Annotated in this window: 22 protein-coding genes and 1 other annotated feature; of the genes, 14 read left to right on the top strand and 8 right to left on the bottom strand. The window is 41.7% G+C overall.

Translation table 11 applies throughout. The annotated features are described in order from the left end of the window. A partial coding sequence (locus E4665_RS18565) for an HAD hydrolase family protein (RefSeq protein ID WP_241654895.1) occupies positions 1–310 on the top strand: 310 nt, incomplete at its 5' end. A 473-nt stretch (positions 311–783) separates the two neighbouring features. Here the strand turns inward: E4665_RS18565 and E4665_RS14795 are convergent. The 4 genes from E4665_RS14795 to E4665_RS14780 form a co-directional block, all read right to left on the bottom strand. Then, positions 784–2,442 (bottom strand): AMP-binding protein, encoded by a 1,659-nt coding sequence (locus E4665_RS14795; protein WP_241654893.1) that lies wholly within the window; start codon positions 2,440–2,442, stop codon positions 784–786. 555 nt (positions 2,443–2,997) lie between these two features. Further along, positions 2,998–4,089, bottom strand: coding sequence for a low temperature requirement protein A (locus E4665_RS14790; protein ID WP_135349571.1), 1,092 nt, complete (start codon positions 4,087–4,089; stop codon positions 2,998–3,000). 538 nt (positions 4,090–4,627) lie between these two features. Further along, positions 4,628–5,797, bottom strand: coding sequence for an alpha/beta fold hydrolase (locus E4665_RS14785; protein WP_206663588.1), 1,170 nt, complete (start codon positions 5,795–5,797; stop codon positions 4,628–4,630). Between the two features lie 38 nt (positions 5,798–5,835). Continuing rightward, positions 5,836–6,420, bottom strand: a complete 585-nt coding sequence (locus E4665_RS14780; protein ID WP_135349570.1) for a TetR/AcrR family transcriptional regulator — start codon at positions 6,418–6,420, stop codon at positions 5,836–5,838. Between the two features lie 565 nt (positions 6,421–6,985). Here E4665_RS14780 and metG point away from each other — a divergent pair. From metG to E4665_RS14760, 4 genes are all read left to right on the top strand, one after another. Then, entirely contained in the window at positions 6,986–8,623 is a 1,638-nt protein-coding gene (metG, locus tag E4665_RS14775) for a methionine--tRNA ligase (protein ID WP_135349569.1), read from the top strand. Positions 8,624–8,829: 206 nt separating this feature from the next. After that, positions 8,830–9,092: a binding site (T-box leader), on the top strand. 106 nt (positions 9,093–9,198) lie between these two features. Next, positions 9,199–10,194 carry a tryptophan--tRNA ligase gene (gene trpS / locus E4665_RS14770; RefSeq protein WP_135349568.1) on the top strand — a complete coding sequence of 332 codons (996 nt, stop codon included), beginning with the start codon at positions 9,199–9,201 and terminating at the stop codon, positions 10,192–10,194. Between the two features lie 338 nt (positions 10,195–10,532). Continuing rightward, a complete protein-coding gene (locus E4665_RS14765) occupies positions 10,533–11,078 on the top strand; it encodes a GNAT family N-acetyltransferase (protein ID WP_135349567.1) in 546 nt (181 codons plus the stop codon). A gap of 327 nt (positions 11,079–11,405) precedes the next feature. Then, on the top strand, positions 11,406–12,167 hold the full coding sequence (locus tag E4665_RS14760) for a class I SAM-dependent methyltransferase (protein ID WP_135349566.1): 762 nt from the start codon (positions 11,406–11,408) through the stop codon (positions 12,165–12,167). Positions 12,168–12,281: 114 nt separating this feature from the next. Here the strand turns inward: E4665_RS14760 and E4665_RS14755 are convergent, their stop codons facing one another. Both E4665_RS14755 and E4665_RS14750 read right to left on the bottom strand, forming a co-directional pair. After that, positions 12,282–12,800: an AAA family ATPase gene (locus E4665_RS14755; protein WP_135349565.1), complete on the bottom strand. Its 519-nt coding sequence runs from the start codon at positions 12,798–12,800 to the stop codon at positions 12,282–12,284. 395 nt (positions 12,801–13,195) lie between these two features. Then, positions 13,196–13,576, bottom strand: a complete 381-nt coding sequence (locus tag E4665_RS14750; RefSeq protein ID WP_135349564.1) for a carboxymuconolactone decarboxylase family protein — start codon at positions 13,574–13,576, stop codon at positions 13,196–13,198. 83 nt (positions 13,577–13,659) lie between these two features. Between E4665_RS14750 and E4665_RS14745 the strand changes: the two genes are divergently transcribed. Further along, a complete protein-coding gene (locus E4665_RS14745) occupies positions 13,660–14,028 on the top strand; it encodes a MerR family transcriptional regulator (RefSeq protein WP_135349563.1) in 369 nt (122 codons plus the stop codon). A gap of 42 nt (positions 14,029–14,070) precedes the next feature. On the opposite strand, the gene E4665_RS14740 is transcribed toward E4665_RS14745, so the two are convergent. Further along, complete coding sequence (locus tag E4665_RS14740; protein WP_135349562.1) at positions 14,071–14,778, bottom strand: VanZ family protein; 708 nt, start codon at positions 14,776–14,778, stop codon at positions 14,071–14,073. Between the two features lie 113 nt (positions 14,779–14,891). Between E4665_RS14740 and E4665_RS14735 the strand changes: the two genes are divergently transcribed. The 8 genes from E4665_RS14735 (at position 14,892) to E4665_RS14700 (ending at position 21,547) form a co-directional block, all read left to right on the top strand. After that, entirely contained in the window at positions 14,892–15,890 is a 999-nt protein-coding gene (locus E4665_RS14735; protein WP_135349561.1) for an acrylyl-CoA reductase family protein, read from the top strand. A gap of 34 nt (positions 15,891–15,924) precedes the next feature. Next, complete coding sequence (locus tag E4665_RS14730) at positions 15,925–16,380, top strand: GNAT family N-acetyltransferase (RefSeq protein ID WP_135349560.1); 456 nt, start codon at positions 15,925–15,927, stop codon at positions 16,378–16,380. Between the two features lie 22 nt (positions 16,381–16,402). Then, a complete protein-coding gene (locus tag E4665_RS14725; RefSeq protein WP_206663587.1) occupies positions 16,403–16,921 on the top strand; it encodes a GNAT family N-acetyltransferase in 519 nt (172 codons plus the stop codon). 195 nt (positions 16,922–17,116) lie between these two features. Beyond that, the gene (locus E4665_RS14720; protein ID WP_135349558.1) at positions 17,117–18,052 is read left to right on the top strand and encodes an L-lactate dehydrogenase; all 936 of its coding nucleotides are present in this window, start codon (positions 17,117–17,119) and stop codon (positions 18,050–18,052) included. Between the two features lie 353 nt (positions 18,053–18,405). Continuing rightward, complete coding sequence (locus E4665_RS14715) at positions 18,406–19,518, top strand: response regulator aspartate phosphatase (protein WP_135349557.1); 1,113 nt, start codon at positions 18,406–18,408, stop codon at positions 19,516–19,518. After that, positions 19,508–19,711 (top strand): hypothetical protein, encoded by a 204-nt coding sequence (locus E4665_RS14710; protein ID WP_135349556.1) that lies wholly within the window; start codon positions 19,508–19,510, stop codon positions 19,709–19,711. Before E4665_RS14715 ends, E4665_RS14710 begins: the two co-directional genes overlap by 11 nt. Positions 19,712–19,974: 263 nt before the next feature. After that, entirely contained in the window at positions 19,975–21,162 is a 1,188-nt protein-coding gene (locus tag E4665_RS14705; RefSeq protein ID WP_135349555.1) for an MFS transporter, read from the top strand. Between the two features lie 55 nt (positions 21,163–21,217). Further along, entirely contained in the window at positions 21,218–21,547 is a 330-nt protein-coding gene (locus E4665_RS14700) for an NUDIX hydrolase (RefSeq protein WP_135349554.1), read from the top strand. Here E4665_RS14700 and E4665_RS18860 read toward each other — a convergent pair. Then, positions 21,503–21,754, bottom strand: a complete 252-nt coding sequence (locus tag E4665_RS18860; protein ID WP_167815219.1) for an NUDIX domain-containing protein — start codon at positions 21,752–21,754, stop codon at positions 21,503–21,505. The two genes, E4665_RS14700 and E4665_RS18860, sit on opposite strands and share 45 nt — an antisense overlap. Positions 21,755–21,920: the final 166 nt, after the last annotated feature.

Here is a 21,920-nt window from a genome sequence, read left to right as displayed (position 1 = left end):
AAAGGGAAAATCTTCAACTGGGATTAGATCCGTTTTAACTTTTGGATTTCAATTTCCCTGCTTAATCAAATATAAGGTGGGGGAATTTTTAATGACGATGTGGGGGATTTTTCAATTGACAATTACAGCTTACGTCGCTTTTGGAAATGACGCAAATGACGTATCAATGTTTACTCACGCTTCTCACGCTGTAATGATCGGATATCATGAGGAATTATCGATACTTGCAACGGAACGTATTTCTATGAAGGACAACGTGGAACAGGAAATTGTTAAGAAAATAACTGCTCTTTCAGCTTATCAATTTTGATCTTTAACCACTGCACGAGCTTTACGACTCTGGGAAAGGAGAAAAGTAAAATAATGAAATTAGGTAAAACGGATATTCAAATTTTTGAGTTTTGGACGGCTTAGGGCGTGTTTACTGCGAAACAGAATAACGAAACATCCTACTGTCATTCAACAACTTCTCCCTTGTCATATTGGTGGGGTTTTGGTGTTAGTACTTCTTAAATTAATATTCAAACCTCCTCTTAATTTCAAAAGTAATTTTCAATGTTTTATTAACGATAAATCTTTGAGTTACCAAAACGATGGACCCAAGCTCAATTGATATTGGCTCATTCTACATAGAAAAGCCGAAAAGAAAAAAGAGAACTTTTACGCGCATGACTGAAACAGCGCTAAAAAGTTCTCTGAAGAAAAAAGATGGAGAGATTTTATCTATTGAATGCGTACGGGCTGTTCTCTTTCAGTAGATGGGATTCTTTTCGCCAGATGCCATCAGGTGAGATTCATACCATATCGTCTGATTTTCCTTGTCGTTGTTTTTTCAAATTCTTTTTCAAGAACTTCAAACACGCGGATGTGTTTATAATCCGGCATTTTGTTGTTCACTTCATCAACAATCGATTTTACCATGGCTTGTATTTCTTCTTTTGCAGGCAGATGGCCGATTATTTTGGCAATGCAATCAAAATCCGGAAATATTTTGGCCTTCACGCAGGCGCCTCCATTACGATCATTCCCAGTAAGAATAAGAGCCTCACTGATCGTATCCTTTTCCAAGAGCCGCGCCTCTAATTCCTCGGGATAAATGTTTTTGCCGTTAGCTGTTACGATCACGTTCTTCATACGCCCTTTGATATACAAAGCTCCGTCACTGTCGATGCATCCCAAATCACCTGTCCGGAGATAGCCGTTGGTGAAAGTGTTGGCCGTTGCCACCGGATCGTTATAGTAACCCAGCATGATGTTATCGCCCTTGGCAAGAATTTCGCCGACACCGGCTTCATTTGGGCTATCTATCATCAATTCGACACCAGGAATCGCAACACCGGTGGATTGGGCGTTGAAATAAAAATCATTATTTCCCGCCAGCAGAGGAGCGGATTCAGTGAGCCCGTAGCCTTGCAGAGCCCGAATACCAAGCGCCAGAAAATCCTCTACCACAGCAGAGGAGAGATCGGCCCCGCCGACAATGCACGTATGAATTTTACCCCCAAGCGATTTCTTCACTTTTCGACGAATGACCATTCTTGCGAGCGCAGGAAAATCTCGTAGTGCTATTGAAATGGAAGAATTTTTGAACTTTGCTTGATACTTGGCCGGACAATCCTTTAAGATTGCTGCGTGAATCCGTTTGTCTAGAAGCTGTAGCAGCGCGGGAACGACGACGAGAATGGTCGGCCTGTATTCAAGGATGTTGCGGCGTATGGCATTCAGACTGTCCGCGTAAGCAATGCACGCTCCGCGCGACAGAATAAGCAGGCAGTCTAAGGTGCACTCGTACGTATGACAAAGGGGCAGGATTGAAAGAGTTTTGTCGCGTGACGTGATCTTTACAATTTGCGAGGTCGAAAAAATATTCGCACAAATATTCTTTTGAGAAAGGCACACCCCTTTTGGTTTTCCGGCTGTGCCTGAAGTGAAAATCAGCACATTCATTTCTTCTTCAGCAATCGGAAGGGTGTCAATGCGCGTATCATTCGCAGGCATGGGCGGCAGGGTATCCTGCAAAGACAAAAGCAATAATTCACTGCCGATCATCGGTTTCAGTTGTTCGAGTAACTCTCTATCCGCGCACACCGCCGTGCAGTCGGCACTGATAATGAAGTGATACATATCTTCCGGGGACAGTTCACGATCGATTGGAACAACAACGCCGACTGTAGCGGCGCATGTATAATGCAGTACCCATCCGTAGCTGTTTTTTCCGACGACTGCGATTCGCTTACCACGCAGGCCAAGATTGAGAAAATGCGTGCCCAGAGCTCTGTACCCCTCTTTAAATTGAGAATAAGTCACATACCGGTAGCTTCCATTTCCTATCTTAATCTGAAAGGCAGGCTTTTTCCTGAACTTCTTTGCACTCGCGTAAATCATTTCCCGAAAATCAGTATACCGTGTAGCCTTGTTCAACTGTTTTATTTTCAAATTCATGCTCCTTCGCCTCTTGGTCATTTATGCTTACTCAGAATTTTGCGTAAGCCAATTGTTCAGTAAATTGCAGCAATTGGCTCTGAAAAAAGGCCTGCGTCGGACAAAAAATTGACACAGTTGTTGATGGATGAATCGCATAGTCCGTTTTAATACAGTGAAAATGGTTTATTTTGGAAAAAACAATGAACTCACGCATTGTGATTCGTGCATAATCCCTAATTGATGCAAAAAAGGGGAGGGATTGAAAACGCAAAAAGTTTTCGCTTTTTGTACCTCTTTTAAGTACGTTGTTTCTCGCGGATAGTTTCAATGAATCATAAAAAGAAGTGGCTCATGATTATGTACTAAATAGGTGTTTATTCAAGCAGCTTTTCATGCTAGATTGCAATAATAAATTAGCGGCCAAAATTGCCAAGTTCGGTGACGAATGGCAGTAAAAGCTGAATGGGTAGGAGAACTGGTAAAATGGTTAGTCAATTTAACGTCATAAATAGAAATGATCGATAAACTAATAAGAGCCGGGTAAAAAAGCCCGGCTGCACGATTTCTATTGCGTCACGTCGTTGTTAACTTAGCATAGATGATAAAAAACACGGTTAATTCCCCAATGATGACAATGTTTGGAACGACCATGATCAAATCAATAACGAAGAAAGTAGCTAATATCCCTAAAAATAGCCCTAAATGATAAATTTTCAAACGGTGCTGTTCATACCTGTATCGGTGAAAAACGACGGTAGTTGCAATGAAATAAAGGATTGCGGAAATAAATACAAAATATAAGATAAAGGAATAATGAACCTCATGTAAAAACATCAGTTTGATCGATGCTGCGATCATGCTCAAGGACATTAGAATGAATAGGTGTCCGTAAATAACCGTTTGACCTGTGCTCTGGATCGACTTGTTGACCTTTTTTTCTAAATTATCAAAATACTGCCACCACATCGAAATAATAAGGATAAATGAAATGATCGAAAATGAAATCGAATTCCAATTACCCTTTTGCGGCTGTAGCACAAACAAGGTGCTGACAACCGATTCTCCAAAAAGAATTAATGTCAATAAACCAAACCGTTCTAATAAGTGGGCCGTATTGGTTGGGATTTTCTCCAGACATTTGCGTCCTAAAATAGGCACCAAAATATCGACAAGAATCCCTATGTATAACACAGCGTACCGAATCCATGAATCAAAAAAGATTGAGAGACATGAGATGATGACCCCAATCCAAAAATATTTTCCTAAAAAAAGAGCAACCCTTTTTTTATCCCCAGCTTCAGAGTTCTGTACAACTAAATATTGGATGGCTGTAAGTGCTCTTAGACCAATGTAGCCAATCAGAAAAGAGAGATAGTATTGGTCAAAATCGATCGATAAGCTGGATGTCATAATAAGGACAAACAACATTTGAAGAATCATAAAAATGCGTTGGTTCAATAAATCTTGCCCAAACCGATTATTAAATAATGTTTGCCCAGTCCAAGACCACCATATCGGGATAAACATTAGAGCAAACTTCAATAAATATTCCGGATGAATAGATCCCTTTTCAACATGAAGTAATGCATGTGTAGCCGTTCCAACTGCCGCCACAAATAGCAGGTCATAAAAAAGTTCTAACCACGTAACTTTTTTTTCTTCCATTTATAGCACTCCTTCGCATCCCTGATACGGTATCGTATCATGAAAAGATAAATATAAACAAGCAGAAATTGAATGACCAAAACCTTCGCCCTTTGGAAATGACACAAATGACATATCAATGTTTACTCACGCCTCTCACGCGGCTATCATGAGGAATTATCGATACTCACAACGGAAAGTATTTCCATGAATGGCGACGTGGAACGGGAAATTGTTAAAAAAATCACTGCTCTTTCAGCTGAGTGATGATGTATGCGTGATTCACTTGATGGTGTGCAGTCTGTCTTTATGTCATAGTTGATGGTACACCACGTAATAGTTATGAAGAAAAAATCTAAATTACAAGAATCAAGTAGATTGCTATTGCATCGGTAAAGGGACATCAACTGAACCCTATACTTTCTGGTGTCGCATAATCAAAAGTGTGACAACGGCCTCACCATCAGAAGATAGCGCATCAAAAACCTTGCCATCCTCAACCCACCCGTTTCTATAATTCATGATGATACTCCAGAGCGGGAGTTCGAAAATTCAGGATCTACTTGGTATGTGAGTCGGCATGGTCGACTGTTCCGTTCAGCACATCCTCTCGCATAATACGCACAAATTTGGCTGGTTCTTCAAACAAAGGACTATGTGCTGAATGATCAAATGTGTAGAAACCTTTCATGGGTGCCTGTAATTTATCGAAATATTTCTTTGCCAACGTATGCGAAACGGTATAGTCATATTTGCCGCTGAAAAAATAGACAGGGATATCAAGTTTCGGCACTTTTACGCTCAAATCTGTCGTATACATTTGTTTGCGCAGATCGGTGGAATTATTCAAAAATGCCTTCCCACGCCATATGTTTATTTTTTCACTCAATGTATACGCCCGACACTGCATTACCGGCAAGAAAATACCGGTAATTACCGATTTCATACGGTGCGTCGTTCCAATGCCAAGATCATGCATTGCTTCGTCACGCAATGAAGATGATAGATATGAATTCAACGCACCATCAGATTTAGTAATAGGGTATGCCTCCAGCTTTTTCACCATTCTTTCATTACCGGTTGCTTTATACCGTCCAAGCATATAGGTGTATGCCATCTTTTCCGACTCAAATTGCTGTGAAACTTGCCCCATGCCAATGTAGGCGTGGTACAGCTGTGGAGCACGTGCCGCAGCCTGCATGCCCAGAAAGGAACCCCACGAGTGTCCCATAAGATAAATTTTTTCTTGCCCAAAGCGCTTGCGCAGGTAGTTGGTTACCGCCAATGTGTCGGACACCAATTGCTCCGCCGTCATAGTCTTGGGTGAGATATCGGCGCTATAGGAGAGTCCGCTACCGCGCTGCTCCCAGTAGCAGACAGTAAAATAGTTCTCAAGACTGGTAGGATATTTCTGGGTAAACGCATACTCAGGCATGCCAGGACCCCCATGCAGGAAAAGCAGCACCGGGTTCGCTTTGTTTTTACTCTCAATGAACATCCCTTGCTTTACGCCATTGATATTCACATAGATTTTTTCGGAGATGCTTCCTTTGAGCACTTTTCCGCTCTCATTAAGAAATGGAGCTGGCTTGCCAGGACTCCAGGCAAACAGTACGCTGACAACAATGAGAATGCAAGCCAACAAAAGGGAAAGTAAGATCAGCATGATTCGTCCCACCACTCGCCAAAATTTGGGGATAGTGAATTTCTTAATAAAAGTTTTTGCCATTTCTTCTCCTCCGATATCAGGCTGAAACGCTAGTACTTCTATTTGTTCCAAATAATGTCCTCAATCTTTGTTTCCCAATCCTCGTCATAATGAACATTTTTCATCGTTGTGATGGAAGCAAGCCCGTGTACGGTTGCAAACATAGATATTATGGTATCTTTTAATTTGTCTTCAGGTAGACCCATCTCTCTTAACACATGAAATGCAGTGGTTTTAAAAAGTTCAAACGGAGGGAAGTTTTTCGTCCCGTCGTCATCCATTGATAGATTAATCTCCATACAGAGTTGGGAACATAAAAACGGGAAATAGTGCGGATTTTTAATAAAAAACATAACATAGGATTTCCCCATTTGAACTAGTAAATAGGGACTGTTAGAATTGGAACAGGATTGAATCGTGTTCTCCAATAGTTCCATGAGCTGTTCTCTTACATGATCTTGCATTGCTTTCAATAATTCTTCCTTATTTTTAAAATGGCTGTAAGGCGCTGCATGACTTACGCCACATAATACTGCGACCTTTCTTAAAGAGAATTGTCTTGTTCCTTCTTGGTTGATGAGTTTGATTCCAGCCTCAATTAGTGAATTCCGCAAATTTCCATGGTGGTAGGGTTTGTTGGTCATTTTTTATTCCTCCATAAACTTGACACTGTAAAGATCATATCTGATTATCTTTACAGTGTCAAGTTTAGCCTAAAAAAGGCTGTTATCGCTGATTTCTGAGTTCAAAGGGTCCTTTCTCATGGATGACAAAATGCGTGATTCATTTGATGGTGTGTAGTCTGTACTTGTTTCGTGAAAGTTGCAAAGTGTACAATATGAAACTGACATTGCATTCCAATTACGTGGTGACTATAATTGAATACAAATTAAAATCTTGGCAATGACGAGAAGAAGTAGGCAGTATGACTTTCCACAGAGAGCTTCGATTGGGTGAGAGAAGCAAAGTTCATACGCTGAAAGATGGCCTCTGAGCGATCAAATTGAACCATGTTTTAACGGAAGCATGGCTAAAGATGACGGAGTGGTTTCCGTTAACAAAACCCGAGTATTAGGCGTTTCAATGCCTGTACTTTTAAGGCCGGTAGTGTGAATGACCGGTAAAATCAGGTGGTACCACGTGGATAATATCCCCGTCCTTTTGCAAAATGCAGAAGAACGGGGATTTTTAATTAAGGAGGAATGAGAAATGGCTGTATTAATCGCAGGGGCCTGGCCGTATGCCAATGGTGAGCTTCACCTGGGGCATCTGTCCAGCTTACTTCCGGGGGATTGTCTTGCTCGTTACTATCGTTTGAAAGGCGAAAAAGTACTGTACGTATCCGGCAGCGACTGCAATGGCACGCCTATTACGATTCGAGCGAGGCAGGAGGGTGTTTCGCCGAAAGTGATTGCCGATCGATACCATCAATCTTTTGTGGCATGCTTTGAAAAACTGGGTTTTACGTATGATTGCTATACACGAACGGATACACCGCTTCACCACAGGATTGTGCAGCAAATTTTCAAACAACTGTATGATCATCGCTATATTTACCTCAAGGAAACAAAACAAATGTACTGTACACATTGTCAGCAGTTCCTGCCTGATCGCTATGTAGAAGGAGTCTGTCCGCACTGCGGTGCTCACGCCCGTGGTGATCAGTGCGAGGCCTGCTCAACAATTCTTGATCCGACTGATTTACTGCAGCCAACATGTAAGATATGCGGCCACACGCCTGAACTTCGCAATGTCAGTCATCTGTATTTTGCCTTAAGTCAGTTTGAACCGCAGCTCAGGCAACTATTGGCAAAGGCAGAGGAGAAAGGAGACTGGCGGGAGAATGCCATTCAGCTGACTCGTCGCTACTTGGATGAAGGTTTGCAGGATCGTGCAGTGACTCGTGACTTACCGGTGGGGGTGCCCGTCCCGGTCAAGGGGTTTGAGGACAAGAAAGTCTATGTTTGGATTGAAGCGGTATCCGGCTATTATTCGGCCAGTGAGTGCTGGGCACAGGAAACGGGCAAAGATATCTCTGAGTTCTGGGATGAAAAGACCATCTCTTATTATGTTCAGGGAAAGGACAATATTCCATTTCATACGATTATCTGGCCTGCGATCTTATTGGGCCTTGGAAAAAAGGCACTGCCAACAAACCTTGTGTCCAATGAATATGTTACCCTTGAAAAAAAGAAGCTCTCGACAAGCCGCAACTGGGCTGTTTGGATTCCCGATATTCTTTCCCGTTACGATGCAGACAGTATCCGCTATTTCATGCTGATTAATGCGCCCGAGTCGCATGATGCAGATTTTTCATGGCGTGCATTCATAGAGAGCCATAATGGAGAGCTTCTGGGTGCCTATGGAAACTTGGTCAATCGAACGCTGAAATTCATTGAGAAATTAGATGACTTCAAGATCAGAACAAGCAGTGTCGATCCGGAGATGAGACAATCTGTAGAAGCGATTTATGTGAAAACAGGTCGTCTGATTGAAAAAGCACAGATTAAAGAAGCACTGAATGAACTGTTCTCGTTTATAAGAAGGTTAAATAAATATTTTGATGAAAAACAGCCATGGAATACAGTTCACGTCAATAAAGTGAGCACTTATCAGACTCTGAATACTTGTCTTTTCAGTCTTGCAAATCTTGCTCAACTACTTTCCCCCTTTCTCCCATTTTCCAGTGAGAAGCTTGGTCAATTTCTTCACCTGGATCCATTTGTATGGAAAATGATCGATTGCCCGGAACAAATTCCTGAAAAGGCTGAACCTCTGTTTGCCCCAATTGGTCATTCGAAAATTAACGAAGAAGTTGATCGCCTGAACAGACAATCACAAAATTAACTATTCCGATCATAGAGAGATACAGGATGCTTTTACAAAGCCATCATCTAAGTTAGTGGGCTGTGCGAGTGGGTGTTTAATGCGAACTGACGAATACTGTACAATATATGCCCACTGTGCATCTAACTTACGGAGATGGAGGTATTATTTCATCGCTTGACTTCTAGAGATATTAGACATAGAGTAAAAATTAAATTGAGTCCTGATTAAAGATTATGAGGAAGAGTAAGTAGGTTTCAATAGTAAGGTTACAGAGAGCCGGCGGTCGGTGCGAGTCGGTCCTTATCTGATACCGAATGGTCTTCTGAATCGCTCTGCTCAAACTGTCCAAGTGACAGAAGTATGCGGATGACGGGAGTCTCTCTCCGTTACCAAGAGAGGAGTATCGAGGGAGACAACTCTTTCTGTACTTAATTACATGCATTTTTATGAGTAAAAAAAGGTGGCATAACGAAACCTCGTCCTTTGTGGATGAGGTTTTTTGATGTGTTTGAAGGAGGTGATGGCTTTGGATGATGGCTGGTGGTGCTCCAAATATTTAGGTTTTTCAAGAAAAATTTTAAGGAGGGTATTTTATGGACGAAAGAGTACTAACAGGAGATCGCGTCACCGGAAAACTTCACCTTGGTCATTATGTTGGGAGTTTAAAAAATCGTGTTGAATTACAGAACAACTACGACATATTTATTGAACTTGCTGATGTACAAGCTTTGACGACACATTTTGATAAACCGGAAATGCTTAAGAAAAATGTACGAAATATAACCATGGATTACTTAGCTTCAGGCATTGACCCTGAGAAATCAACAATTTTTGTTCAGTCACTAATCCCCGAAATTGCTGAACTAACTGTTTACTACTCAATGTTTGTAACTGTAAGTGCATTACGCCATAACCCAACTACTAAATCTGAAGCTGAAGCGCATGGATATAAGGATTTATACTATGGGTTCCTTGGTTATCCGGTTAGTCAGGCGGCAGACATCACCTTTTGTAAAGCAAAGTTAATTCCTGTTGGTGATGATCAGCTACCGCACATTGAACAAACAAGAAGAATCGTGCGACGCTTCAATCAGTTGTATCATCCGGTTTTGATCGAACCAGAGGCACTCATTAGTGAGGTTCCTCGCTTAGTTGGACTGGACGGAAACAACAAAATGAGTAAGAGTCTGGGAAACGCGATTCAATTAGACACAACAGAGCAGGATGTTAACGAAAAAATCAAGAATGCAAAAACTGATCCTGCACGTGTCCATAAAAACGATCTCGGCCATCCTGAAGTTTGTCCAATTTATGCCTATCATCGCATTTTTCGTTCTGAGGGTGCGGATGAAATATGTGAAAGCTGCAAAAAAGGGACAATCGGTTGTATGGAGTGTAAGAAAAAAATTGCACTAAGTATCAATCATTTGTTGGAGCCAATGAGGCAACGGAGGGCAGATTATTTGAAAAAACCTGAGATCGTTGATGAAATCCTCATAGCGGGAACCCAAAGAGCTCGCAAAGTGGCAAAAGAAACAATGAGGGAAGTCAGGGAGGCAATGAACTTAGATTATTTTTGCTCAAAGTAAGTTAAGTTATTGAATAAAGTATTAAACCTCCGTCCGGGTGAGGACGGAGGTTTTAATAAGCCTAAATTCATTACACAGTACATCATTACTAAGCAGTTGACGGGTACTGTACAACATTCATTTTGAGATATTTTAACACAAAATTAAATTAAACCATATACAACCAACTCACGCTGGTTTACAATATCTGGGTTATCTATGGTCGGGATAGGTTAACAAATAATGAATGAAAGGAGTGATTGTATTATGAAAAATAAGAGGTGGCTCTCCGACTGAATCGGAGGAATTAAGATGAATAAAATGTTTGTCCATTCCTCCATTAAAAGAGGATGGATAAGATGACAATACTGGAAACAGAAAGATTAATTATTAGAAAGTTCACCCCTGGAGATTGGAAAGAGCTATATGACTATCTTTCAAAAGAAAGTGTCGTCAAATATGAACCTTATGAAGTTTATAATGAAAGTGACTGCAAAAAAGAAGCAATTTATCGCTCAGCACAAGATGCTTTTTGGGCTGTTTGCTTGAAAGAAAACAATAAGTTAATTGGAAATGTCTATTTTCAACGACAGGAACCTCAAGAATTTCTCACATGGGAAATTGGGTTTGTTTTTAATCCGTTGTACTATGGCAAGGGTTACGCTACTGAGAGTAGCAAAAGAATAATGCAATATGGTTTTGAACAATTAAATGCACGAAGAATTGTGGCAATGTGCAATCCTAAAAATACACCTTCATGGAAATTATTAGAACGTTTAAACATGAGACGAGAAGGTCATTTGATTCAAAATATATTTTTTAAGTGTGACGAAAAAGGAAATCCATTATGGATCGACACCTTTGAGTATGCAATGTTAGCCAAGGAATGGTTAACTAAAAAATAATTGGTTTTCAAGAGTCTTCTCATTAATGAGAGGGCTTTATTAATAATTGCGCAGTACGACCCCATTGTCAGTAGACGAGAACAACGCAAGAACGAAACGAATAGATGAAATCAAAAAGAACATTAGGGTAACACTCTTTATTGCGAATAATATGTTACTATGATCATGAAATGGGAGGTTGTCAAATGATTCTAAAACTAGGTAACTACTCGGTGCAATTAATTTAATCTGCTTACAGACTGAATCGAGTAATGTAGAAAAGAATAAAAACGTGTGAGCAGTTAACTGCACCGTTCCGTGTAATAAATACTAAGCGGAGGCGTAGTTATGGATAAACATACTTTAAAAAAATTGTGGCAACAAGAAGAACAAGCTGATTTTCATGGATGGGATTTTTCGCATCTTAGAGGAAGATGGAAAAGTGAGAATTTGCCATGGAACTATCGAGAAATAGTATTAGCCCATTTAAATCCCAATGATCAGTTGCTTGATATGGGAACGGGTGGCGGGGAGTTCTTGCTTTCTTTGCATCATCCGTATCAAAAAACGTCAGTTACAGAGGCATGGCCCCCTAATGTGCAGTTAATTGAAAAACATCTGGAACCATTAGGCATACACATTTATAAGAGTGATCATGAGGCAGATATTCCATGTCAAGATCATGTATTTGATATCATCATCAACCAACACACTGGAATTAACGTTCGTGATATTAAACGGACATTGAAGCCTAATGGTTTGTTTATCACGAAGCAGGTTGGTGCGGATAACAACTATAATTTATCCAAATTATTAATTCCAGAGTATCAGCGCCCCTATCCGCATAATACTTTAAAGCAAGTTGCTCGAGACTTTGAAATAGCGGGCTTTGAAATAGAGCAACACTATGAAAGTTTTCCTTATTTGCGCTTTTATGATGTGGGTGCTCTCGTCTATTATGCTAAGATCATTTCATGGGAATTTCCTGGATTCTCAGTGGAACGCTGCTTTGATACACTCTATTTTCTGCACAAACAAATAGAGCAGCAAGGATATGTGCAAACCAATGAGCATCGTTTCCTCATTGTTGCACGAAATCATAAAAACTGAAACTGAAGAGGTATCCGTCTCTATATGGGTACCTCTTTTTATTTATTCTGGTAAGCTCAGCAAAATCCGTCCTTACTGCGTAAGACATGGCAGAAGGCTGTCCCAAAAGCCTCGTTAGTTAAAGTATTTATGAATTTCAATGTTATCCCTTAAAGTTATCAACTTGTCTTTATATTGCTGACTTAACGTATTTATCAGTTCTGGTTTGATTTGATTTTCAAAATTCGTATTCCATTTAAACATATCCTTAAATATTTTAAAAGTTGGTTTATAATTTGCCTTTTCGAATCCAAGTTTTTGCCGGACAAATCGCTTTATGATTCTAAATTTTCTTTTCGAATCATTGGTGTCTAAAAATATAATTAAATCCGCATGATCAAAACTTTGAAATACCCAGTTATGAAAATGAGCCCCTTCAATAATCCAGGCATCAGAACGAATAATTGTACCCAAAAGTTTGTCTCTTTCCTCGTTCGGTCTTTTTATATCTCCAGATTCATTTCTCATCCAAACCACATTATCTAGTTCATAAAACGGAATATGAAATTGATGTGAAAGATTTCGCGCTAACGTTGTCTTCCCACTTCCAACGCAGCCTATAATATGTATTTTCTTAGGAATAATCCTTCTCATAAAACCATCCCCCTGAGCAACAAAGATATTACTCAATGTAATCATTCCATTATTCGCCCGAATCTTCAAGTCGCTCCTAACTCGCTAGAAGTTGCTCCTAATTCGTTAGAAGTCGCTCCTAACTCGCTAGAAGTTGCTCCTAACTCGTTAGAAGTCGCTTCTAACTCATTAAAAGTTGTTCCTAATTCACAAAAAGCCGCCCCTAATAGGGCAAAAGTTGCACCAAATCCTTTCGGGTTGTACTGAGTTCAGGTGCCCTCTTTGTGGCTATTATCGGCTGATGGACTGTGCCCACGTTTTTTCGAAGCTTTCCATATTCCATAACGAATAAGAGACGGATTATGCGAAAAAAGCCATTTGCTTTTGATTCAAGAGCAAATGGCTTAAATTATTTCTTAGATGATTCCCCTTTCCTGAAAGATTTCCTTAGCCACTGCGACCGCATTTAACGCTCTGGGGAAGCCGACATATGGGACACAGTGAATAAAAATTTCGGCGATTTCTTGCGGGGTGACACCGACATTCAATGCTCCGTTGATGTGTACGCGCAGCTGATTTTCTGTACCGCCAATCGATGCGAGGCTGCTCAGTGTGATACACTCACGCTGTTTCAAATCCAATGCAGGGCGGGTGTAAATGTCTCCAAAGGCAAATTCAATGATAAACGTTCCCAAATCAGGTGCAATATCTTTCAATGATTGCACGACCTGCTCCCCTACTTTACCGTCCACCTCAGATAACTTCGCAAGCCCTGTTTCATAACGACTCTTTTCCATGCTTTTCATCCTCCTTCTTGGTATACTGAAAGTGTAGATGCTGGAGTCTACTCCATGTCAAATGGAAAATGGGAGGCTTTAATGTGTTTTTTTCGATCGGCAATTTTTCAAAAATAACCGGACTGAGTATTGATACACTTCGTTATTATGAAAAGGAAAAATTGATTGTCCCCGAGAGAGACAGCCATAACCAAAGAAGATACACGGAGAAAGACAAAACATGGATTGATTTTATCTTAAGACTGAAAGAGACAGCGATGCCGATCAGGGAAATAAGAAAGTATGCAAAGCTGAGGTATGAGGGTGACCAGACGATGAAGGAACGGCTGGAAATGCTGCGTTTGCATCGGCAATCCATACTGGAGCAGAAAAAAATATTGGAAGATAACCTGAAACACTTGGATCGGAAGATTGAAACCTACGAAAAAGAAATGCTCTCGAGAATAAAATAAGTCTTGCCGTGGATTTGTACCGCAGTTCAAACATCTATCCTTTCAAAAATGCTGTTTCGCCCCGTCTTTTTTAAATCGGTTTTTAAGAAGTGACAAATGATGAGTAATGGCTATAAAAAGGTAATATGCGGCGATACCGACTGCCGCGCCCAATGTATTCAGAATGACATCGTCAATGTCTGCTGCCCGGCGCTGCCATAAAAACAAATCGGAAAGAAATTGAAGGAACTCGATAGACAGGGAATAGAGGAACAGGACAAGGAAGGCGTGCCTGACACGAATCCGACGAAAATAGAGCAGGAAAAAACAAAGAGGCGCCAGGACGATGATGTTGCCGAAGATTTGCTTCAGTGCGTAGTCGGCCGAAGGATAGTGAGAGAATTGATCGATGATTGTATTCAGCGGTACTAAATTGACCATAAGCATGACATTAGGCCCAAAACGCCTGTCCAAAATGGAAAAGGGATCAAGCGCAAGCAGCAGATAAAAGGCGATCCATGAATAAGCCTGGAAAGCAAAGAACATCACGCCATCCATTTTTCCTTTTAGAGTGATCTTTCGGGTTATAAAAATAAAAACGATCGTAAATACGATCAGATGGCAGCCAATCACGATTAGTTCCAGTTTTATATAATAATCGAAGAGTTCACCCACACATCCCGCAATGTAGAACAGAGCGATGCATACGGAAATGATGGAGCTGATCAAAGCATTTTTAACCCAAGGTTTCACTTGATTATGGTGTTCCATCCTTCAGATCCTCTCATCAATTCATTCTTTCTCAATCAATTGCGGGCGGGCATCAGACCCAAATTGTCCAATAATCGTAGTATACAATAAATGGCAGCTTTAGAGGAGGACCTATGAAACATTTTCATGCGCTTGTGGTCAATAAACAGGAAGGACATTTTTCGGTGGCTGTTCAAGAGCTGACAGTTGATGCGTTGCCAATGGGAGAAGTGCTCATACGTGTCTGCTGGTCCGGGGTGAATTATAAAGACAGCCTGGCCGCCATTCCCGACGGTCGTATTGTGACATCCTACCCTTTTGTACCGGGAGTTGACATAGCCGGCGTGGTTCTTTCTTCAGAGGATTCTCGTTTTAAAGAGGGCGATAGAGTGATCGCGACCAGTTACGGGATCGGCGTTTCTCATTTCGGCGGTTTCAGCGAGCTCGCTCGTATTCCGGCTGACTGGATCGTACCGCTTCCGGATGGCCTTTCGCTTAGAGAAGCGATGATCATCGGTACAGCCGGGTTTACGGCGGCTTTATCTGTTCAGCGTCTTGAAGAGAATCACGTAAGTTCTGAAAAAGGGAAGGTGCTCGTCACAGGGGCAACCGGCGGCGTTGGAAGCTTTGCTGTTTCGATTCTTTCGTCCGGTGGCTATCACGTCGAGGCAAGTACCGGAAAAAAGGCGGAATATAATTTTCTGAAAAAGATCGGCGCGCAAACCGTGATTGATCGCGGCGACATTTATGACGGCACATTAAAACCGTTGCAAAAACAAAAATGGGCTGCTGCGATTGATCCGGTCGGCGGGGAACCGCTTGCCGCACTGCTCAGCCAGATTCAATATAGCGGTTCGGTCGCCGTGTGCGGATTAACGGCCGGGGCTACAATTCCAACAACCGTTTTTCCCTTCATTCTGCGGGGGATCAGCTTATTAGGCATCGATTCAGTTTACTGTCCCATGGAAACAAGGCGGGAAATCTGGCAGCGTCTGGCTAGAGAATGGAAGCCGTCAAATCTTGAACACTTTGTCCAAAGTGAGGTAACGATTGACCGGCTTCCGGAAATTCTCCCGACCTTGCTGAGAGGCGAGGCACGTGGGAGAACGATTATAAAACTGGAGAAGAGATAACAAATTTCATAAAATGGTGCGGGGAGGGGCATTGATGAATCAATTAGAACTCATCAGCGGTGGAAGAGAATTACTTGAAGATGTCAGGAATCTATGGGAAAAGCTGAATACTTATCATAGAAACCATTCGACTCATTTTTCAAATAAATTTGATTGCTTAACTTTCGAGAAGAGAAAACAGAAGTTCTTAAACACAGATCTCGAAGTTCATGTTGACTTAATTGAAGATAAAGAAAGCCATACCTATATCGGTTATTGTATTGGTACATTAAATGGGGAGTTGGATGGAGAGATCGATTCATTATTCATTGAGAGCAAGTACCGTCAATATGGTTTAGGAGCTGAACTAATGAATCATCTACTAGAATGGTTCGAATACAGGCGTGCACGAAGCATTGTTATAGGTGTCTGTGCGGGAAACGAAAGTGTACTCGATTTCTATCAGAAATTCGGATTCTTTAAAAGAAGCTATATTTTAGAGAGAAAGTAAGATGATTTTAGGAGGTATCCGTTTGCAGATCACATTAGAATCGGAACGACTATTTTTAAAACCGCTGTCCTTGAATGAACTTCTGAATATCAAAAACAAAGAATTGGGTGCTCTTGAGACGGCTGTGGATATCGAAGCTCTGGATCTAGTTGATGCAGCAGTTCCAAAGAAAATAGAGAAAATGAAAAAGGTTTACGAAGAGGTACATGAGTGGTATACATACTGGCTGATCATTGATAAGAACAGTCACAGAGGAATAGGCTTCATCGGGTTTAAAGGGTCGCCCGATGAAAGGGGTTATTCAGAAGTCGGATACAGTATTTCGCCTCGTTACAGAAAGAGAGGGCTGATGACGGAGGCCTTACAAACATTGGCTGAATGGGCGCAAGCATTCCGCAACTGCAAGGGTATTACCGCCAAGGTTCTGAAAACAAATACAGGCTCTATTCGAGTATTGGAGCACTGCAATTTTAAACGGGTCAGCTCTGATGAAACGGATCATCATTATGCTCTTAACTTTCACGTTCAGAATTCCTGCTAAAGAAAGCTTAAAATATTCCAGATTGCTGATTGGGCGCTTTTTAATGGCGTGGTAACGGCCAGTTACAATCAGTTCCGCCCAAAAGAGCCATTTCCTCTTCTAAATGACAAATTCAATTGATTCAGAAGATTGCATAAGTGCTAAGATAGTATTGGATGAAGTTTTTTCATTACTATAGAGAAACGGGGTATATCTATGAGAAAATATGCAATTATTGGTGTCGGGCACGTTGGTGCGGCAGTCGCCTATACTTTAGTTACCAAGGGTATAGCGGACGAGTTAGTCATCATCGACACAAATGAAAAGCTGGCCCGGGCGGAGCAACTTGACTTGCAGGACATGCAGGGCCGGATCGAAACACGGACGATTATTAAAATCAATGATTACAGCGAGCTTGCCGATACCGACATCCTGTTCATCACCGCCGGCAACATCCACGCTTATGAAGAGAAACAGGCGCAGGGCAACCGCTGGGCAGAATTCGAATACACGAAGGAAATTGTCAAAGACATTGCGCCTAAGATTAAAGCTTCCGGGTTTCACGGTGTCGCAATCGATACGATGAATCCATGCGACGCGATTACTCAGTATTTACAGGAAAATACGGGACTTAGCCAGCAGCAGATCTTTGCGACCGGAACGTTCCTGGATACCGCCCGGATGCAGAAAGTCGTATCAGACCAATTTAACTGCGACCCGAAAAATGTGTCCGGCTATGTCTATGGTGAGCACGGCGAATCCCAGTTCACAGCCTGGTCGACGGTTCAGGTGAACGGTTTGGCGGTCACAGAGCTGGCCAAACAGCGGGGCCTGAATCTGGACGAGCTGGAAGAGGCAGCGCGTCGCGGCGGCTGGGAAGTTTATGTTGGCAAGCATTATACCAACTGGGCGATCGCAACCTGCGCCGTGAAGCTGAGTCAGGCGGTTCTTTCTGATGCCCGGGCCGCTTACATCTGTTCCTGCTACAGTGAGAAGTACGGCACCTACGTCGGTCAGCCGGCTGTTATTGGAAAGCATGGCATCGAAGAAGTGACCACGCTCCCTTTAACCGATGATGAAGAAACTAAATTCAAACACTCTGCGGATACAATCAAGGAAAAGTTCCAACTCCTGGACAAGCAGACCAACTGATCCGTTTCCCGGCATTGGGATATGGAGACAGGTCTTGTCACAAAAAAATATTGTGTGCCCACAACTCAATGCTCAAGTGCGGAAACAAGAGAAAAAGCCTGAAATCCTTATGACGGAAAGGATTTCAGGCTTTTTCTGCAGCGGCTTTTTCCCTCGTATCTTGATCTCCGGAAGTTTTAGTTATGAATTAAACCCTTCTCTAAAAACAAATGTAGGCCCCATAAAATGTAGATTATCGCAATTTTAAACGAGCAGTTCATATAAAAAAGAGATTTCTTTAATAACAAGACAAGATTCGACATACATTTTAAAAATTTTGTTGTACTATGAAACTGTGCTGAGAAGGGGGAGACATGGAAAATACTAAAATTTCATCCATCGATGTTGCTGATCAATTAAATGAGTGGTACAAAGCTATTCTGGACTATGATATAGAGAAATCTCACGCCCTTCAGAATAAGATTAAGAATATGTTTCAGCACATGGAAGAGGACCAAAATGTTTTATTGTATTATTCACTGCTTGACTTTCGTTCACGATTAAACGATCAGAACATTGAGCGTCATGAAAGTATCGCTGACGCACTCCAAGAGTTGGAGAACAAGGAGGATCATTTAACCGGTATTCTAAGCTACTATTATTGGTTCTTCAAGGGCATGTATGAATTTAAGAATCGTAATTATTCATCAGCCATTACTTATTACAAAGCAGCTGAAGAAAAAGTAAATCAGTTAAATGATGAGATTGAAAAAGCTACATGTTTTTATAAATTATCGCAGATTTATTATGAAATGCAGTACACCGGCCTGTCGATCGCCTATGCTCAGATGGCATTGAGCATTTACAACAAACATCCTGATTATTCAAGGCAGGCATTTTTCTCTGAACTTGTTGTAGCAGGAAACCTTTTAGATCAATATCAGTTTGTCAAAGCCATTAGTACTTTCAAGGAAGCCGGTAAATCATCCATCATTACCAAGGATAAGCGGCTTGACGCATTTGTCAGTCTTAACATTGGTATAGGTTACAACCAGCAATCGCTCTACCAAAAGGCAGAACCCTATATCAAACGAGCGTATTCGCTGTTTCAGATGCTCAATGACCGCTATGTTTCTAAGGCTCTGTTTAATCTGATGGAGTCTTATGTCAAAAGAGGTTTGCGGGACAAAGCGGAATCCGTTTATAAGGAGGGGATAAAAAAAGCTTCTCAATGGAATGATGCAGAGTTTATTGCCAAATTAAATCTTATAAGAGAGTTGCTGCCTGGTTTTGGAAACAAATCAGTCATTGATCATGAATTTTCAGTTTTAAAAGAATTGAATTTATACCCGGACATTGAAAGCTATTCCGTTGATTTTGCACGCTATTTTCAAAAAATGGGAGATGCGGAAGAGGCCATTGAGTATTATGAGTTAAACTTATCCGTACGAAAAATGATAAAAGAGGGGAAAAAATATGAAACTTAAATTAGCTTTACTCATTAGTGTTGCGTTTAGTTATCTGTATTTCTTTACCCCAGGTTCTTTAACTTTAAATCAAGTTGCGGATCGAATCATTACCGGAGATAGTACGCATTCTTCTGATTTTGTAAAAGTGGCGGACAGAATCATTACCGGAGACGGCGTTAATCCTTCTGACTCTACAAAGGTAGCAGACTGAATTATCGGTGGCGATTCTGTTCAACCCCTACTGGGTTAATCATCGATTCCGGGTGAGGGTGACCAGCGCATTCTGGCGGCTGCAGACATTGAGTTATGAATAAACAATGGGAGTTCTGGTTTGTTTCCGATTTTTTTGGTACTGTATATGTAAAGAAACCCATATGAAATGTTTGGTGTTTTAACCATGAGCTACGAAATGACTGAAGGGATTGCTCTTTTCTCAGGGGCAATCTTTTTTTTGAATCTGGTGCAGGGAATATAATGAATCTAGTAGATAGAAGTTTCAAAAATAACATTCGCTATAATTACGGCTACACTTTTTGCTCTTTTCTTGGTGTGACTACTCTATGGGTGCTTTACCTGACCCACAGGGGCATGTCACTCGTCGAAGTCGGTTTGCTGGAAAGCATTTTTCATGTGGCCAGCTTCATGTTTGAGGTGCCCTCCGGCGCACTTGCAGATCGTCTTGGCTATCGGATGTGTCTTGTTTTGGGCCGTGTGTGCGCCGTCATCAGCAGCGGCATCATGATTTTTTCACACAGTTTTGTCTGGTTCGCGATCGGCTTTATTATTTCGGCACTTTCGTACAATCTGAATTCCGGGACCAATGAAGCACTGGTCTACGAATCATTGCGCAAATTAAACGCTGGGGAAAAATATATCAGCGTTTCCGCTAACATTAATGCCATCTATGAATTCACGGATACATTAGGGGTTTTTATTGCGGGCTGGTTTGTGAACCGCTATTTTGAAGGAGTCTATTGGATTCAGATTCTGGTTTCGGTGCTGGCTATTGTGTGCGTAATTCTGATGGTTGAACCGGATAAACCGGTGGTGAAGCAGCATTCTGATCAACCGGATGGGTATCTGGATATTTTAAAAAAAGCGGTATTGTTTTTGAAAGAAAATAAGCAGCTACGTTCTTTGATGCTGTTTTTTGCGCTTTTCCAGGGTATTATGGCAACTTACTTTTTTTACTTTCAGTCGTTGATGGATCGATATGGGTTCAAGGGCATCCAGATCAGTATGCTGATCGTCGTCTCAGCGATATTCCAGATCATAGGGGCAAAAATGGCGCCGCAGATTGAAAAAAGAGTCGGAAAAGCCGCACTGATCACGTGGTTCTTGCTTTTGCTGTCCTTGCTATTGATTGTTTCATTTTCCAGCCAACTGGCAGCACTTATTGTCTGCTTTATCAGTATTAATACGCTCGGAGCTGTCAGTCAGCCTATTTTCAGCAATTACTTTAACCAGTTGATTCCCTCTTCCAGCCGGGCGACTTTGCTCAGCGTTTCCAGCATGTTGTACAGTGTGGCGATGATTATGCTCTTTCCGGTTACGGGCTGGCTGGTCGAGAAGCTGAACTTCTCAGTCAGTTTCGGAATGTCTGGTATTATGCTTTTTGTTTTGCTGGCGGTATTTTGGGGCAGAAACTTTAAACGGACATGAATTGCTGATACAATGAATCCCGCACTCATTTTTTCAGGAGCAGGGCCTTTTTAAGATGATCGGGGGGGACGACAGGTGGCAAATATCTGGGATCCGGTCGGCACCCGTGCTTGCCGCATTCCTTCGCACCCTTCACAGCTTTTCAACAGATATAGCGTCCGATGTGCATCATGTCGCCATTTTCTACCTGATCGATGATACAACGGGTTCTTTTCAAAAACCGGAAATTTTTGAAGGACAGGACTCGGCCGGAGCAAAGTGGGTCAGTCTTGATGAGCTGACCATTCAGAGTGCTTCTCCGCTCGTTCTTAAAGCGGTTGAGTGGCTGAAAAGTAAAAAATTACCTCTGAATCCCACAGTTTATGAAAAATGGGATGTACTCTGAAGCGCTTGTTCGACCGCCCACGCTTGATGCGCGTGAAACATCAGGGGCTTGAAATCGCTGGGATGAGCCGAGCATAGGCCTGCGAACCGGCAGTAATGAAAAGAAATAGTTGCACGCATGACCGAGATAGATCTGATCAATGGCGCAACCCGTTTCTTCCAATAGCTCCCGGCGCAGGCATTGTTCATCAGATTCTCCCGGTTCAATTCAGTCGCCCGGTAGAACAAGCGCCAACTGCGTTTGCATGCGATCTATGAAAATCACAGCGTAGGTACCTTTTCTCACGAAATAATCCAAGTCCTCTTTTTTTATTCCAAAAATCTTCAATTAAGATCACCTTCATCGATAAGATCCGGTTTTCAGGCAAACAATA

The organism is Sporolactobacillus shoreae, from assembly GCF_004684935.1.
GTDB lineage: Bacteria > Bacillota > Bacilli > Bacillales > Sporolactobacillaceae > Sporolactobacillus > Sporolactobacillus shoreae.
This window is presented reverse-complemented; position numbering and strand designations above follow the sequence as displayed.